Annotated in this window: 14 protein-coding genes; 2 read left to right on the plus strand and 12 right to left on the minus strand. The window is 64.4% G+C overall.

The features are described 5' to 3' along the window. Positions 1-72 precede the first annotated feature (72 nt). The 5 genes from O6Y00_RS19840 to O6Y00_RS19860 all read right to left on the minus strand — a co-directional run bounded on the left by O6Y00_RS19840 (position 73) and on the right by O6Y00_RS19860 (position 4,606). Entirely contained in the window at positions 73-453 is a 381-nt protein-coding gene (locus tag O6Y00_RS19840; protein ID WP_056476071.1) for a low molecular weight protein tyrosine phosphatase family protein, read from the minus strand. Between the two features lie 8 nt (positions 454-461). Beyond that, entirely contained in the window at positions 462-1,256 is a 795-nt protein-coding gene (locus tag O6Y00_RS19845; protein WP_353444264.1) for a phytanoyl-CoA dioxygenase family protein, read from the minus strand. Between the two features lie 101 nt (positions 1,257-1,357). After that, entirely contained in the window at positions 1,358-2,011 is a 654-nt protein-coding gene (locus O6Y00_RS19850) for a TetR/AcrR family transcriptional regulator (protein ID WP_353444265.1), read from the minus strand. A gap of 67 nt (positions 2,012-2,078) precedes the next feature. Continuing rightward, positions 2,079-2,852 (minus strand): SDR family oxidoreductase, encoded by a 774-nt coding sequence (locus O6Y00_RS19855; protein ID WP_353444266.1) that lies wholly within the window; start codon positions 2,850-2,852, stop codon positions 2,079-2,081. Beyond that, complete coding sequence (locus O6Y00_RS19860) at positions 2,849-4,606, minus strand: AMP-binding protein (RefSeq protein WP_353444267.1); 1,758 nt, start codon at positions 4,604-4,606, stop codon at positions 2,849-2,851. The genes O6Y00_RS19855 and O6Y00_RS19860 overlap by 4 nt, the downstream gene beginning before the upstream one ends. Positions 4,607-4,788: 182 nt before the next feature. On the opposite strand from O6Y00_RS19860, the gene O6Y00_RS19865 reads away from it, so the two are divergent. Together O6Y00_RS19865 and O6Y00_RS19870 are read left to right on the plus strand one after the other, a co-directional pair. Beyond that, complete coding sequence (locus tag O6Y00_RS19865; RefSeq protein WP_353444268.1) at positions 4,789-6,405, plus strand: flavin-containing monooxygenase; 1,617 nt, start codon at positions 4,789-4,791, stop codon at positions 6,403-6,405. Continuing rightward, positions 6,398-7,327: an alpha/beta hydrolase gene (locus O6Y00_RS19870; protein WP_353444269.1), complete on the plus strand. Its 930-nt coding sequence runs from the start codon at positions 6,398-6,400 to the stop codon at positions 7,325-7,327. The genes O6Y00_RS19865 and O6Y00_RS19870 overlap by 8 nt, the downstream gene beginning before the upstream one ends. A gap of 16 nt (positions 7,328-7,343) precedes the next feature. Here the strand turns inward: O6Y00_RS19870 and O6Y00_RS19875 are convergent, their stop codons facing one another. The 7 genes from O6Y00_RS19875 to O6Y00_RS19905 are packed head-to-tail and all read right to left on the minus strand — an operon-like array spanning position 7,344 to position 14,326. Next, the gene (locus O6Y00_RS19875; protein WP_353444270.1) at positions 7,344-8,105 is read right to left on the minus strand and encodes an SDR family NAD(P)-dependent oxidoreductase; all 762 of its coding nucleotides are present in this window, start codon (positions 8,103-8,105) and stop codon (positions 7,344-7,346) included. Positions 8,106-8,115: 10 nt separating this feature from the next. Next, a complete protein-coding gene (locus O6Y00_RS19880; RefSeq protein WP_353444271.1) occupies positions 8,116-9,309 on the minus strand; it encodes a lipid-transfer protein in 1,194 nt (397 codons plus the stop codon). Continuing rightward, positions 9,306-9,716 carry a Zn-ribbon domain-containing OB-fold protein gene (locus O6Y00_RS19885; RefSeq protein WP_353444298.1) on the minus strand — a complete coding sequence of 137 codons (411 nt, stop codon included), beginning with the start codon at positions 9,714-9,716 and terminating at the stop codon, positions 9,306-9,308. The genes O6Y00_RS19880 and O6Y00_RS19885 overlap by 4 nt, the downstream gene beginning before the upstream one ends. A gap of 5 nt (positions 9,717-9,721) precedes the next feature. Continuing rightward, entirely contained in the window at positions 9,722-10,243 is a 522-nt protein-coding gene (locus tag O6Y00_RS19890; protein ID WP_353444272.1) for a MaoC family dehydratase, read from the minus strand. Then, positions 10,240-10,722: a MaoC family dehydratase gene (locus O6Y00_RS19895; RefSeq protein ID WP_353444273.1), complete on the minus strand. Its 483-nt coding sequence runs from the start codon at positions 10,720-10,722 to the stop codon at positions 10,240-10,242. Before O6Y00_RS19895 ends, O6Y00_RS19890 begins: the two co-directional genes overlap by 4 nt. Then, on the minus strand, positions 10,722-12,854 hold the full coding sequence (locus O6Y00_RS19900; RefSeq protein ID WP_353444274.1) for a PQQ-dependent dehydrogenase, methanol/ethanol family: 2,133 nt from the start codon (positions 12,852-12,854) through the stop codon (positions 10,722-10,724). The genes O6Y00_RS19895 and O6Y00_RS19900 overlap by 1 nt, the downstream gene beginning before the upstream one ends. A gap of 2 nt (positions 12,855-12,856) precedes the next feature. Then, a complete protein-coding gene (locus O6Y00_RS19905) occupies positions 12,857-14,326 on the minus strand; it encodes an aldehyde dehydrogenase family protein (protein WP_353444275.1) in 1,470 nt (489 codons plus the stop codon). Between the last annotated feature and the right edge of the window lie 6 nt (positions 14,327-14,332).

Below are 14,332 nucleotides of genomic sequence, written 5' to 3' on the forward strand. Positions count from 1 at the left end.
TAGAGGACCGACAGCCGAAAGACCCAATAGACGACATTCAGACCGGCCTACTCGCTTCCCGAAAACCGCCGCTCATTCATGTTCCGATTGTGACCGCTTCTCGGTTGTCCTGGCGCGTGCTGGTAGGTGCCTGCTCACCTTCGTCTCGAGCAGCCGGACCAGCTCCGGCTGCATAAATGCAAAATTGTCCGGCACTTCCAGGCAAATCACACGCGTGCCTGTCAGAGCCGCCCGGAAACGACGCTGAAGCTTGCGCCGTTGCGCCTTCTCCATAACGAAGATCAGGTCGGCCCAGCTGACGAGTTCAGCCGTGAGCGGGTTCTCGGCATCATGGTTGGTCCCGGCGGAGTCTACCTCGAGATCTTCCCGACGCGAGAACACCTGCTCGGCGGTAGGGCTTCGCAGCTTGTTCTGGCTACAAACGAACAGGACCGTTCGGACGCGCGCGCTCAATCTACCACCTATATGCCGTGCCAAGCGAGTGGATATGGCGCGGCATCAGCCGAATAATCGACTTGAATCACGCGACGGCGTCGCGGGGGATTAGCGGCCAGCGAGGCGTGTACGATAGGGGTAGCGTAGAGCCAAACGTCGCCGCGTTCGGCTAGACAGAGCCGCTCGCCCGAGGTCGTCACCAAGCGCTGCACTTCGGCTTCACTCAAGCGACCGAGCCGGTGCGAGCCAGGCACGATGCGCAACGGAGCGTTGTTCGCATCAACTTGATCCAGGTGCACGCGCAAGGTCACCATGCGCTCGAGGATATCAAACGGCGGTTCGACTTGGATCAGGCCGGACTTCAACGTCCACGGTCCAAATCCATCTGCGCCAATCCGCTCCCTTACCACGATCGTGCGGTCCTGATGCCAGCCGAGCGCCCAGTTACGCTCGGACGTCTTGTCGAACAGGATCGCACGAACCGGACGAGCATCGGGCCCGAGCGCGGTGGCTGCTATCCCACCGATTGATCCAGCGACTTCTAGAAACGGCTTAAGAGTGCGCCCCTCCCCGATCCGAACGCCCGGCACATTCGTTGGAAGCGCAGCCAGGGCGGCCTCAAGGCGGGTAAGCGCGGCTTCATCCAAGGCCTGGGCGAAGAGTTCGGCCCCGTCCTGGTCGAGGTCGAGATCGTCGGTTTGATCAGATCTCGCAAGCATGTTGATAAAGGTAGCCGAGACCTCTGTCGTGGTCGACCTCTTGACGACTACGACAGCGGTGACCCACACCCAGACATTCGCCACGCGTATATCGCTTGCCAAGTTCGGTCATTCGTCCATTCGTTCTTTCAAACAACGCACGTTGAGTATGTTAATCTCATCATAGACGTACGATTTTCACGACTCCGCCTGGCGTGGCGCAGTCAATAGGGCGATTCGAGCCCGCTCAGAATCATCTCGGCAAACACCTTGCCGATCTCGTCCGCGGATGCGCCACGATCCGGCTTGTACCAGCGGTGCGACCAGTTGAGCATGCCGAGGATCCCGTACGCGACGATCCGCGGCACCCCGACCCGGCGAAAGCTCTTGTCGGCATAGCCCTGCTCGACGATGTCGATCACCGACTGCTCGATGTTGCGATTGAGCTGCCGCATGTGTTCGGACCAGCTCGATCGGGTGTCGCTGACATGCGTCAGGTCCTCGCGGATATAAATATACAGAAGCGGATAATTGGAGCCGTAGGAGTTCATCAACGCGGTGATCAGCTCGCGCAGCTTGCGCGCCGGACTGATCGGACTGTCGGCGATGCGGCGCGCCAGTTCGTCGTTGCTTTCCAGGACCGTGCGGACGATCTCGTCGAACATCTGCTCCTTGGACGAGAAATAATAATACAGCGTTGCGCGATCGACGCCGAGTTCCGCCGCGACCGCGCTGACGCTCGCGGCGCTGTAGCCGAGCCGGTGGAAGACGCGGATCGCCGCCTCGGAGATTTCCTGGCGGCGGTTTTGATAGGACTCGCGCGGCTCCTTACCCGCGGCGGACCGCCGCTTGCCGATCAACGATGGTTGCTTTGCCACTCTGATGCCCTTCGATACGAGATGCCGGACTAAGGGGTCGCGTCGCGCTTGGCGAGGGCGGGCGGCGTCACCCCCTTGGCGCGCCGGCGACGTAGAGCACCTGCCCCGTCACGAAGCCGGACCGTTCGTCGACGAAGAACGCGACCGCCTGCGCGATGTCGTCGGGCACGCCGGGGCGCCCGACATGGATCCCGGTCATCATCTCGGTCACCATATCCTCGAACGGCATGTTCATGCGTGCGGCAACCGCACGCGTCATGTCGGTAACGACGAAACCGGGGGCGACCGCGTTGGCGGTGATGCCGTGACGGCCGAGTTCGATCGCCAATGTCCGCGTGATGCCCTGAACCCCGGCCTTTGCGGCCGCATAGTTCGCCTCGCCGATCACGCCGAGCGCGGCGATGCTCGACAGATTGACGATCCGGCCCCAGCGCGCGGCGCGCATATGCGGCTGCACCGCGCGGCACATCAAGAAGACCGAGCGGAGGTTTACCGCCATCACGACCTCCCAATCGTCCAGCGTCATCTTCGCCAGCGTCCGATCGCGGAGGATGCCGGCATTGTTGACGAGGATTGTGGGCGCACCGAGTTTCTCGACGACGCGCGCAACTCCAGCGACGACCGCATCCTCGTTCGATACGTCGACGGCGACCGCCAGCGCGCGGTTTCCGGTCGCCTCGATCCGGCCGACCGTCTCGGCGCAGGCGTCGGCGTCCAGATCGAACACCGCAACGTCGTGGCCCTCTGCCGCAAGCCGCGTGGCAATCGCCGCGCCGATGCCCCGCGCGCCGCCGGTGACGATCGCGATCTTACGGTCGGGGGCAGTGAAGATCGTCGTCATGGCAGCTCCAGGATATGCAGGGCCTGTTCGGTCAGCAGGAATTTGCGCGCCCGGCCGGACGCAGTGGTCGGTATGGCTGCCGCATCGACGAGCAGGATGTGTCGCGGTACCTTGTAGCGCGCGAGACGGTCGGCGATCAGTCGCTGCAACTCGGATCGATCGAGCGTCGCGCCCGGCCGCGCGACGACGAACGCCACGCCGACTTCGCCCATCCGTTCGTCAGGGATCGGCACGACATGCGCCTGCGCCACGTCGGCATGCGTCGTCAGCAGATCCTCGATCTCGGTCGGCAGCACCTGTTCGCCGCCGCAGCGGTAGGACTCTTTGGTGCGGCCCAGCAGCGTGATGTAGCCGTCGTCGTCGATCCGGCCCAGATCGCCGGTGCGCAACCAGCCCTCGGCATCGAAGGCCACCGCCGTCGCCTTGGAATTGTTGTAATAGCCGGGCGTCACGCCGTAGCCCTTGGCGACGAGTTCGCCGGTCTCGCCATTGTCCAGGAACGTACCCGTGCCGGGATCGACGACGCGGTAGGTGACGAGCCGCCCGCCGTCCTTCGGATCGCCGGCGACGCCGACGTCACGCTGGCGGCCGTTGGTGGTCAGCAACCGCTCGACCGGATCGTCGGGACGGGTGACCGTGGTCGACGCGGTCGTCTCGGTCATGCCGTAGCCGGTGGTGATCTCGTCCACCCCCAGCACCTCGCGGATCCCCTGCCAGACGCGTTCGGGTGCGCGTCCGCCCGATGCCAGCACCGAATGCCATCGCGACAGGTCGTACGTCCCTGCCCCCGCCGCATCGAGCACCGCGAGCGACATTGCCGGGATCAACAAGGCATCGCTGGCATGATGCCGGGCGATCGCCTCCAGCGTCGCCGCGGCGTCGAAGCGCAACTGCGGCACGATCGCGCCACCGACGAACGGCACGGCGAGCAGTCCTTCGACGTAGCCGAACACATGATACATCGGCAGCGAGAACAGGATGCGGCGGTCATCCTCGAACGCACGCGCATAGGCGCTGCCATACGCGGTACGCATCAGCATGTCGTGTGTCAGCAGCACGCCCTTTGGCGGTCCGGTCGTGCCCGAGGTGTAGATGATGTCGCAAACGGCGAGCGGATCGACCGGCATATCCGCCCAGGCGTCGTTGGTCTCAAGCGACGAGAACGTCCGTGCGGATTTACGATCCGGCGCCTCCCCGGTCGGCAGCACCACGACGTGGCGTAGGTTCGGCAAACCGTCGCCTCCGCCCGCGTTCTCCCATCCCGGCGCGATCTGGTCGAGCATGTCGAGGTAATCGACGCCGCGAAACTGGTCCATCGTGACGAGCAGCACCGCATTCGATTGATCGAGCAGATAGCGGAGTTCGTCGCGGCGATTGAGGATGTTGATCGGCACGCAGACCGCGCCGATCCGCGACACAGCATATCTGATCGCGACGAACTCGGGATAATTGGCGAGTACCAGCGCGACCTTCTCGCCGGGCGTAACGCCGAGCGCGACCAGCCCGGCCGCGAGCCGCTTCGACCAAGCGGCCATCTCGGCATAGGTCCAGCTTTGGTCGTCGGTGATCACGAACGGGCGATCCGGCGTCGCGCGAACCGCATCGTCGAGCACCGCGTGCAGCGTCCGGGGCTTCCAGACGGGCATCGCGGCCCGCAACGCCCGCTGCCGATCGGCGACCGAACCCATCATCTCCTGCGTACCTCGCCATTGCCGGTCCGGATACGGCGCGACGCCATACCGGCCGGAGGTCAATCCTTGGTCGACCCGAGCCGACGACCACAATCTAATCCCGCGCAAACGCGATCGTCAATGTAGTCGTGGAAAATCGATCAGGTTCGCGGGACGAATGCGATGGAACCAAGTGGCTATAATATTCCACACAACCGTTGACGAGCATGCAGAAATGAGGGATTACCGGCGCACAGGAGAGGTCCATGACGACGTTCGTTGACGCATTGGTGGTCGGTGCCGGGTTCGGCGGATTGCGCACGTTGCATACGCTGCGCTCCCAGGGGTTCTCGGTCGCCGTCCTCGAAGCGGGCGACGATATCGGCGGAGTCTGGCAGTTCAATCAATATCCCGGCGCGCGCTGCGACGTCGAAAGCTACGATTACTCCTACCGCTTTTCGCCCGAACTCGAACAGGAATGGCGCTGGAGCGAACGCTACGCGACGCAGCCCGAGATCCTGCGATACATCAACCACGTCGCCGATCGCTTCGACCTGCGTCGCGATATCGAACTCCGCACCAGAATGGAACGCGCAACGTTCGACGAAGCGACCGCACGCTGGATCGTCGAGGCGAGCAACGGGCGACGCTGGAATGCCGAAAAGCTGATCCTCGCGGTGGGACAATTGTCGACGCCCAAGGATACGCGATATCCTGGTCAGGACGACTTTACCGGGCGCGTCATCTCCAGCGCGCGCTGGCCGAAGGACAAGGTCGATTTCGCCGGCAAGCGCGTCGCGATCATCGGCACGGGATCATCGGGCGTTCAGATGACGCCGGTGATCGCCAGCGACGCAGCACATCTCACCGTCTTCCAGCGCACTGCGAATTACTCGATCCCCGCCGCCAATGCACCGGTCACCGATGCCGAGGACCAGGCGGTGAAGGCTGGCTATCCCGCACGACGCGAGGCGGCGCGCAATTCGCCGAGCGGTCTCGGCTTCGTGCCCGACAACCGCGCGGCGATCGACGTGCCGGAAGCGGAGCGTAACGCCGCGTTCGAGACCGCGTGGAACCGGCTAGGCTTCGGCTTTGCACTGACGTTCAAGGATATCCTGCTCGACCAGCAATCGAACGATACCGCGTCGGCGTTCATCCGCGGCAAGATCGCCGAACAGGTCCATGATCCAGACTTGCGCGCAAAGCTCACGCCAGGCGACTTCCCGTTCGGAACGCGCCGCCCTTCGGTCGACAGCGGATATTTCACGGCGTTCAACCGGCCCAATGTTTCGCTCGTCGACATCAGCGAAACCCCGATCGAGCGCTTTACCGAGCACGGCATCCGGACCAGAGATGCCGAATATCCGTTCGACATCGTCATCTACGCGACCGGGTTCGACGCATTTACCGGATCGCTGCTGAAGCCGGAGATCGTCGGTCGCGGCGGGTGCACGTTGCGTGAGAAATGGTCGGCGGGGCCGGTCAGCTTTCTCGGGATCGGGGTGCACGGCTTCCCCAACATGTTCGTGATCGTCGGACCGGGCAGCCCGTCATTGCTGAGCAACGTATTGCTGTCGACCGAGGAGCAGGTCGACTGGCTAGTCGCGTTGTTCGACCATTGCCGGCGTGACGGAATAAACGAGATCGAGGCGACCGAGCAGGCCGAACGCGACTGGGTCGCGCATGTGAACAAGCGGGCGCAGGAAACCCTCTACCCGAAGACGCCGTCCTATTATCTGGGCGCCGAAATGCCGGGGAAGCCGCGCGTCTTCATGCCGTATTCCGGGGGCGTCCGCGGGTATCGCCGCATCCTGGAGAAGACCGCGGCCAAGGGGTATGAAGGGCTGACGCTGCGTACGGTCGGCCAGCACGCCGATGCCTGACGACGCCCCCGATCCGGCATTCGACACACTACTCGCGGACCCGCGAATGGCGTTGCGCCGGCCACCGCCGCATGTGTCCCTCACCGATCTACGCCGGGCCGCGAACGCGTTCCAGGCGCGCGCTCCGAAGCCCTTCATAGCGTCGACGGTTGATCACGTCGTCCCCGGGCCGGGTGGACCGATCCCGGTGCGGGTCTATCGCCCGACGCTCGATCGAACCGCAGCAATCCTGTTCTGCCACGGCGGCGGCTTCATCCTTGGCAACCTCGACACGCACGATGCAATGTGCCGGACACTCGCCTATGCGAGCGGCCGGACGGTCGTCGCGGTCGATTATCGGCTGGCCCCCGAACACCACTTCCCCGCTGCACTCGACGACGCGCAGGCAGCACTCGAATGGCTTCGAGCAGAGGCTCGGCTGCTCGACCTCTATTCCGATCGCATCGCCGTTGCTGGCGACAGTGCGGGCGGCCATATCGCACTCGGCCTCGCGCTGCGCTGCCGCGATGAGGGTGTCCCGCTCGACCATATCGGCCTGATCTACCCGTTGCTCGATCCTGCGAGCGACAGCGCTTCGGCGGTGCAGTTCGCGCAAGGCTATATGCTGACGGCCTCGTTCCTCGAATGGGCGTGGGACGCGTATCGCGGCGACGGCGGGGCGGATCCGTCATTCGATCTGACGCGCGCCGATTTGCAGCGGCTGCCGGCGACAACGATCGTCACCGCACAGTTCGACCCGCTACGCGACGAGGGCGAAGCGCTCGCTCGGCGATTGGGTGACGCGGAGGTCGACGTCGCGCTGCGTAGGTATCCGGGTATGATCCATGGTTTTGCCGGTCTGCCGCAACTGACACCCGTTGCCAACGAAGCGATCGCGTTTGCTGCCGCACGGATCGCCGCGTCCCAGATCGGCGGCCCCTAGATCAGCGCCTCCTAGATCAGCGTGGGGCCATCCGGATCGCACCGTCGAGGCGGATAACGTCGCCGTTAAGCATCGGATTGGCGATGATCGACGCCACCAGCTGCGCATATTCCTCCGGACGCCCGAGCCGCGACGGATGCGGCACTTGAGTCCCGAGCGAATCCTGCGCGGCTTGCGGCAATCCCATCAGCATCGGCGTTAGGAAGATGCCCGGCGCGATCGTCATCACGCGAATCCGGTGCTGCGCTAGGTCGCGCGCCACGGGCAATGTCAGCCCGACGATGCCACCCTTCGATGCAGCATAGGCCACCTGCCCGACCTGCCCGTCGTACGCCGCGACCGATGCGGTGTTGACGATCACCCCGCGCTCCTCACCGATCGGATCGGCCGCCGCCAGACGCGCGGCGAATTTCGAGATCATGTTGAAGCTGCCGACTAGATTGATCTCGACCGTCTTGCGGAACAGGTCGAGCGGATGCGGCGTCCCGTCCTTGCCGACCGTCTTCACCGCCGGCGCGATGCCTGCGCAATTGATCAGAACGCGCGCGACGCCGTGCGCCTGTTCCGCCTCGGCCAGTGCATCCGCCACGCCCTGATCGTCGGTGACGTCGACACGCGCGAACCGTCCGCCGATCCTCGTGGCGGTCGCCTCACCGATCTCGGCGTTCAGATCGAAGATTGTCACGCGCGCGCCCGCTGTTGCCAGCATGGCCGCCGTCGCCTCGCCGAGTCCCGACGCGCCACCCGTCACGATCGCGGCAATGTCCGTCATTCGCATAGTCTTGTCCTCACGCCTTCAGGATGACCGAGCCGCCGTTCGCGCCGAGCCCCAGTACCGCGGACATGCCGATGCGCGCACCGGGAACCTGATGCCCTTCGGCTTGGCCTCGCAACTGCCATGTCAGTTCGCAGATCTGCAGCACGGCCTGCGCGGTGGTCGCCTCGCCGAACGACAGGAACCCGCCACTCGGGTTGATCGGCAATGTCCCGCCGATGTCGAGTTCACCGTTCTCGAGCATCCAGTCGCCCTTGCCCGCCTCATAGAATCCGAATTGCTCTGGCCAGGCGAGGATGTGCCATGCGGTGTTGTCGGCCATTTCGAGCACGTCGACGTCTTCGGGCCCGATCCCCGCCATCGCGCAGGCCCGCGCGACCGCGTTGCCGACTTCGCTGGTATGCGTGACGCCCGCACGCACGCTCGAGGCGATCGTTGGAATGCGACGGCCGGGATCGCCGAAACTGCCCGTTGCGATCGCGCACCCCGCGACCTTAACGGCAAGGCGTCCGGTCCGCTTCATCCACGCCTCGCTGCCAAGGATGATGGCCGCTGCACCGTCGCTGACCGGGCATATCTGGAGCAGATGAAGCGGATCGGCGACCATCGGAGATGCGAGAACTTCGTCGACAATCGTTTCCTTGCGGAACCGGGCTAAGCGATTCCCCGTAGCATTCCGCCGCATCAGCACCGCGGCACGCGCAAGAGTCTCTTCACTGGTGCCGAGCTCATGCATCCGCCGCCGTGCCTCGATCGCCCAATACGCGGGATTGGTCGCGCCCATCGCAACCCAGCGCAGGTAGTCGCTGTCCGTGATATCGTCCTGGCTGCCGGGCGGGCGCGGGATGAAACCCTTCGGCATCCGCTCGGCACCGATCACGCACACGACTTCATGCTCGCCGCTGGCGATCATCGCGTGCGCGGTGTGGAACGCGATCGCCCCGGCCGCGCAGGCGCCTCCGACGTTGACGCACGGAATGCCCTGTTCGGCCACCGCCTGGACGATCTCGTTGGCATGCAGCCCCCACCCCATGCCGCCCTCGAACCGCGAACTCGCTGCGACGAGACCCTGCACGTCGGGCCAACCTAACCCCGCATCGGCCAGCGCGAGATCGATCGCCTCCAGCGCTAGCTGCAATTGCGGCTTGTCCGGCCATTTGCCCCACGGATGCGCGCCGGCACCCAGCACGTAGACGGACTGGGTCATGCGTCGATCTCCCGCGCGAACTTGTAGGTAAGCACGGGGCCCCGCTCCGCATCTGCATATAGCGACTCGGCGACCAGCCGCACACGCGTTCCGATCGCGATCCCGTCGAGCGCAAATCCCGAAAGCAGGCCCATCACCTCCAGCCCGTCGCCGAGGTCAACCAGCCCGATCGCGTAAGGCTGCCAATCGTCGATCCGGAACAGCGCCGGCGGCTGGTAACGCTGCACGGTGTAGCTCACAAGGACGCCGCGGGTCGGCAGGACCGCGCGCTCGACGGTCTTTTCCCGGCAGTCGGGGTTTCGACAACTCGGCGCCTGCGGGAAATACACCGTGCCGCACGCCGCACACCGCGTACCGATCAACCGCGGTTCGTCGCCGTGAAGCTCGAACAGCCCGTCTGCGACCATCGCGCTCACAGCGACAGGATATCCCGCGTCTCGCGGAAATAGAGCGTGCCGTTCGCGACGTCCTCGACCGTCACCGAATGCCGTACATACCGCCGCTCCCGCTTCACGTATTTTTCGGTGGCGCGCGTCGTGATCCGTACCGTCGCGCCGACCGGGATCGGCGCCACGATCTCGGAATCGTGATTGGTGTGGATCGATCCGATCGCAAACGGCCTGGTGTGATCGAACTGCACCGACAGCACGAAATGCGAGACCAGCAACGGCGGCACGATCGCACCGCCGAACGGAGATTCGCCGGGTATCGTCCAGCTGTTCATCCGCCAGCCTTCGTACCACGGATTGAAATCCTCCACGCCGTCCGCATATAGGATCACGAGTTCGGGGCTGATCGTCAGTTCACGCGACAGTTCGTCGCCGATCTCTACCATGTCCCAATAGGTCGCTGCACCAGCCTCGAGCCCGTTGATAAAGTCCCGAGTCTGCGCGATCTGGACCGGGGACATCGGCCGCAACTGGTCGGTGCTCATGCGCGATCTCCCTTCACGTCGACATCGACTTCGACGAAGCCGACCGTCTTCTTCTCACCCTCCTCGTTGTCCGCCCAGACATCGACGACGAACCGGAAGCCATCGCCCTTGGCGATCTTTTCGCGGACCACGCCGTGCGTCGTGATGACCTCGTTCGCGAGCGTCGAGGCGATGTATTTGCACACGACGCGCGCACCGGTGAACATCGCTGCGCCGAAGTGGTTGACGCACATCTCCGCGATATAGGCGGACGACATCTCGCCGGTCTGGATCGGTGCCTTCAGGCCGGTCGCGCCGGCATAGACCGGGTCCCAGTGGTTGGGATTGAACCGGCCCCACAAACGCGATCCCATCAGCTGGATTGCAGCCTTTTTCTTCAGCGGTTGCAGTTCATACCCGACCGGCGTGTCGCGCGTGACCAGATAGGCGCCCAAGACATCTTCGGTCGGGCGCACTGCGGTGTCAGTCGAAGTCTGCATCATCCACCATTCTTCTTGAGTGCCTTGGCGCGCATCGCGACATAACCGCGAACGTCCTCGACATCGGCGGGCGACAGCCATTTCTTGAAGCTGACCATGCCCTGGTCCTGCAGCGCGCCGTTGATCAGGATCTCCTTCCACGCATCGGCGTCGGCGAGCGCGCCCGAGCGTCGCAGGTCAGGCAGTACGCCGGACGAATGCGCCCCTGCGCCGTGGCACATCGCACAGGTCGTCTCGAAGATCTGACGGCCGTGCTCGACCTGCGCCGGTGTCCAGTTCTGCGCGACGATCACCGGCGGTCCCGACGGATTGCGCTGCACGGTATAGGGTGCCTTGCCGTCGATCGCGAACACCAGCAGCCGGCCATTGGGTCGCGGACCGGTGTTGGGCGAGAATGCGCTGGAAACGCCGTATGCGCCGCCATAGCCCGCCATCACCGCGATATATTGCTTGCCGTCGACGGCGTAGCTGATCGGCGGCGCCATGATCCCCATCTTCGCGTCGAACGACCATAGCGTCCGGCCGGTCTTGGCGTCGAACGCGGACAGCTTGCCGTCCGCGCTGCCTTCGAACACCAGTGCGCCAGCGGTCGCAAGGACGCCGCCGTTCCACGGTCCATCGAATTCGACGCGCCACGCCTCCTTCTGCTTGACCGGATCCCATGCCGCAAGATGGCCCTTCAACAGCGGACGGATCGCGGCGAGCTTGGCCTTTTCGTCGGGGATCGCGTTGATGCCGAAATCGGTGCCGGTGTTCCAGCCGCCGGCGCGGGGCACGAACGGCCCGGTGTTACCATAAGCGAACGGCACCTCCTGCGCGGGGATATAGGCAAGCCCGGTCTGCGGACTGAAGGCCATCGGCTGCCAGTTATGTGCGCCCAGACCCGACGGCGTGACGACGAACGGTGTGCCTTGATAGCGCGCAGCCGGCACGAAGACCGGTCGACCGGTCTTCGCGTCGAACCCGCTGTTCCAGTTCTGCTTGACGAAGTTCTTGGCCGAAACGAGCCGGCCATCCTTGCGGTCGATGACGTAGAAGAAGCCGTTCTTGGGCGCCTGCATCATCACCGGCGTCGGCTTGCCGGCAACCGGCAACGTCGCCAGGATGATCGAATTGGTCTGCGTGAAGTCCCAAGAATCGCCGGGCGTACCCTGGTAATGCCACTTGTACGCGCCGGTATCGGCGTCGAGCGCGACTACCGACGAGATGAACAGATTGTCGCCCTTGCTCTGCGAGCGCAGCTGATAGTTCCACGGCGAGCCGTTGCCGACGCCGATCAGAATCTGGTTGTAGGTGCGGTCGTAGACGATCGAGTCCCAGACCGTCCCGCCACCACCGAACTTGTCGAAATCACCCGCCCAGGTCGCTTTGGCCTTCGCCATGATCGGATCGGATGCCGCACCATCGGGTCCGCCAGACTTTGTCGGCACGGTGTAGAAACGCCAGTCGAGCGCGCCGGTCTTCGCGTCGTAGGCCGAGACATACCCCCGGACGCCGTATTCCGCGCCGCCATTGCCGATCAGCACCCGGCCCTTGACGATCCGCGGTGCACCGGTGATCGTATAGGGCTTAGACTGGTCGACCGTCACGATCGACCATACCGGCTGGCCGGTCTTGGCGTCGAGCGCGATCAGCCGTCCATCGAGCGTCCCGAAGAAGATCTTGCCGTCATAGATGGCCGCGCCCCGGTTCACGACATCGCAACACGCGTTGAAGCCGGACTTGCCCGGCACCTTGGGATCGTAGCTCCACAGCAGCTGGCCGGTCGCGGCGTTGAACGCGTGGACCTTGGACCAGGCGGTCGTCGTGTAGAGGATGCCGTCGGCGACCAGCGGCGTCGCCTCCATCCCGCGATTCACGTCGAACTCGTGATCCCACGAGAGACCGAGCTGTTTCACGGTGCCAGTGTTGATCGCGGTCAATGGGCTGAAGCGCTGCTCGTCCTGGGTTCCGCCATAGGTCAGCCAATTCTGAGGCTCCTTGGCCGCCGCCGCCAACCGCGCATCGGTGACGCCCGTGACGCTCTCCTGCTGCTGCGCAGGCGCGGGATTGCTGTAATCGGGTTTGCGACACGCAGTGGCGAGGAGCACCGCGCATAGTGTCGCTTGCCAACGAAGCGCGGACTTCTTCATCGTTATGCAACTCCCTCTGCGACCGGTACCACGTGACTAGTCTTGGCGTAGTTGACGACCTTGGTCTGCGTAAACTCCCGCAAGCCATCCTGTCCAAACTCGACGCCGAGGCCGGACATCTTGGCGCCGGCAAAAGGCGTGTCCGGTGTGATATCGCCGTGCTGGTTGATCCATACCGTACCCGAATCAAGTCTTGCGGCGACCGCACCCGCGCGCGCCGGATCCGCCGACCACACCGAATTACCTAGGCCGAAGCTGGTATCGTTCGCGCGCGCAATCGCGTCGTCGAGGTTGGAATAGCGCAGGATCGGCAGGACCGGGCCGAACTGCTCGTCAGTCACCAGCCGAGCGTCGTCCGCGATGTCTCGGACGATCGTCGGGTTGATGAAATACCCGTCCCCTTCAGGTGAATCGCCCCCCGCGATGATCGTGCCCGCACCACGGGTTTCCTCGATCAGCGACTTCAGCTTGTCGAATTGCTGGCGGTTCTGCACCGGGCCGAGTTGCGTGCCTTGCTGCAGTCCCGGCCCGACCACGGCCGCGCGGGCAAGGTCGGCCATCGCATCGCAGATCGCGTCGTACTGGCTGTCCGCGACATAGACGCGTTTCATCGCAACGCATACCTGCCCATTGTTCATGAACGCGGCGCCGAACAGCTTTGGTGCGACGGTTGCCGGATCGCAATCGTCCAGGACGATGCCGGCGTCGTTGCCGCCCAGCTCCAGGGTCACGCGCTTGATGGTCGACGATGCCGCCTGCATCACGCGCGCGCCCGTCGTGGTCGATCCGGTAAAGCTGATCTTGCGCACCAGCGGATGATGCGTCAGTCGTTCGCCAAGATCGTTGCGGTCGGCGAGCACGTTCAAGACGCCAGCCGGCACCACGTCCCGCACCAGCATTCCGAGATACAGCGCAGATAATGGCGTGCTCGGCGCGGGCTTCAGGACGACGCAATTGCCTGCCAGCATCGCCGCCGCGATCTTGTTGCCACCGATCAAGATCGGGAAGTTCCACGGCGTGATCGCCGCAACCACACCGAGTGGTGCGCGGTGGATCTCGACCCGGCGATTGTCGCCGTCCTCGTGCAGATCGACCGGCAGATCGAGCGCAGCATAATAGCGCATGAAATAGGACAGCCCGCCGACCTCGGCGCGCGCATCACCGATCGGCTTGCCCTGCTCGCTGGTGACGATACGCGCCAATGTCTCGGCGTTGGCATCAATTGCGTCGGCCATCGCGCTCAGCACTCGCTGGCGCTCGGCGATCGTGGTCGCCGCCCAACCGGGAAACGCCTTCGCCGCTGCCGCTACTGCCTGCTCAAGCTGCGCTTCGGAGGCGCACGCACCCGTCGCCAGTGTCCCGCCGGTCGAGGGGTCGATCACGTCGAGCGTTCGGTCCCCGGTCACGAGATCGCCATCGATCAACAGATCGAACTGGATGGCCGCGATGTCGTCGTGTGCGTGCGTTTCCATGTCGTT

The organism is Sphingomonas faeni, from assembly GCF_040407565.1.
Classification (GTDB): domain Bacteria; phylum Pseudomonadota; class Alphaproteobacteria; order Sphingomonadales; family Sphingomonadaceae; genus Sphingomonas; species Sphingomonas faeni_F.

What these genes read in the sequence shown, in the direction of transcription:
- O6Y00_RS19900 (WP_353444274.1), bottom strand. Translation starts at nt 12,854, where the DNA reads ATGAAGAAGTCCGCGCTTCGTTGGCAAGCGACACTATGCGCGGTGCTC.
- O6Y00_RS19905 (WP_353444275.1), bottom strand. Translation starts at nt 14,326, where the DNA reads ATGGAAACGCACGCACACGACGACATCGCGGCCATCCAGTTCGATCTG.
- O6Y00_RS19870 (WP_353444269.1), top strand. Translation starts at nt 6,398, where the DNA reads ATGCCTGACGACGCCCCCGATCCGGCATTCGACACACTACTCGCGGAC.
- O6Y00_RS19885 (WP_353444298.1), bottom strand. Translation starts at nt 9,716, where the DNA reads ATGGTCGCAGACGGGCTGTTCGAGCTTCACGGCGACGAACCGCGGTTG.
- O6Y00_RS19880 (WP_353444271.1), bottom strand. Translation starts at nt 9,309, where the DNA reads ATGACCCAGTCCGTCTACGTGCTGGGTGCCGGCGCGCATCCGTGGGGC.
- O6Y00_RS19890 (WP_353444272.1), bottom strand. Translation starts at nt 10,243, where the DNA reads ATGAGCACCGACCAGTTGCGGCCGATGTCCCCGGTCCAGATCGCGCAG.
- O6Y00_RS19895 (WP_353444273.1), bottom strand. Translation starts at nt 10,722, where the DNA reads ATGCAGACTTCGACTGACACCGCAGTGCGCCCGACCGAAGATGTCTTG.
- O6Y00_RS19855 (WP_353444266.1), bottom strand. Translation starts at nt 2,852, where the DNA reads ATGACGACGATCTTCACTGCCCCCGACCGTAAGATCGCGATCGTCACC.
- O6Y00_RS19875 (WP_353444270.1), bottom strand. Translation starts at nt 8,105, where the DNA reads ATGCGAATGACGGACATTGCCGCGATCGTGACGGGTGGCGCGTCGGGA.
- O6Y00_RS19865 (WP_353444268.1), top strand. Translation starts at nt 4,789, where the DNA reads ATGACGACGTTCGTTGACGCATTGGTGGTCGGTGCCGGGTTCGGCGGA.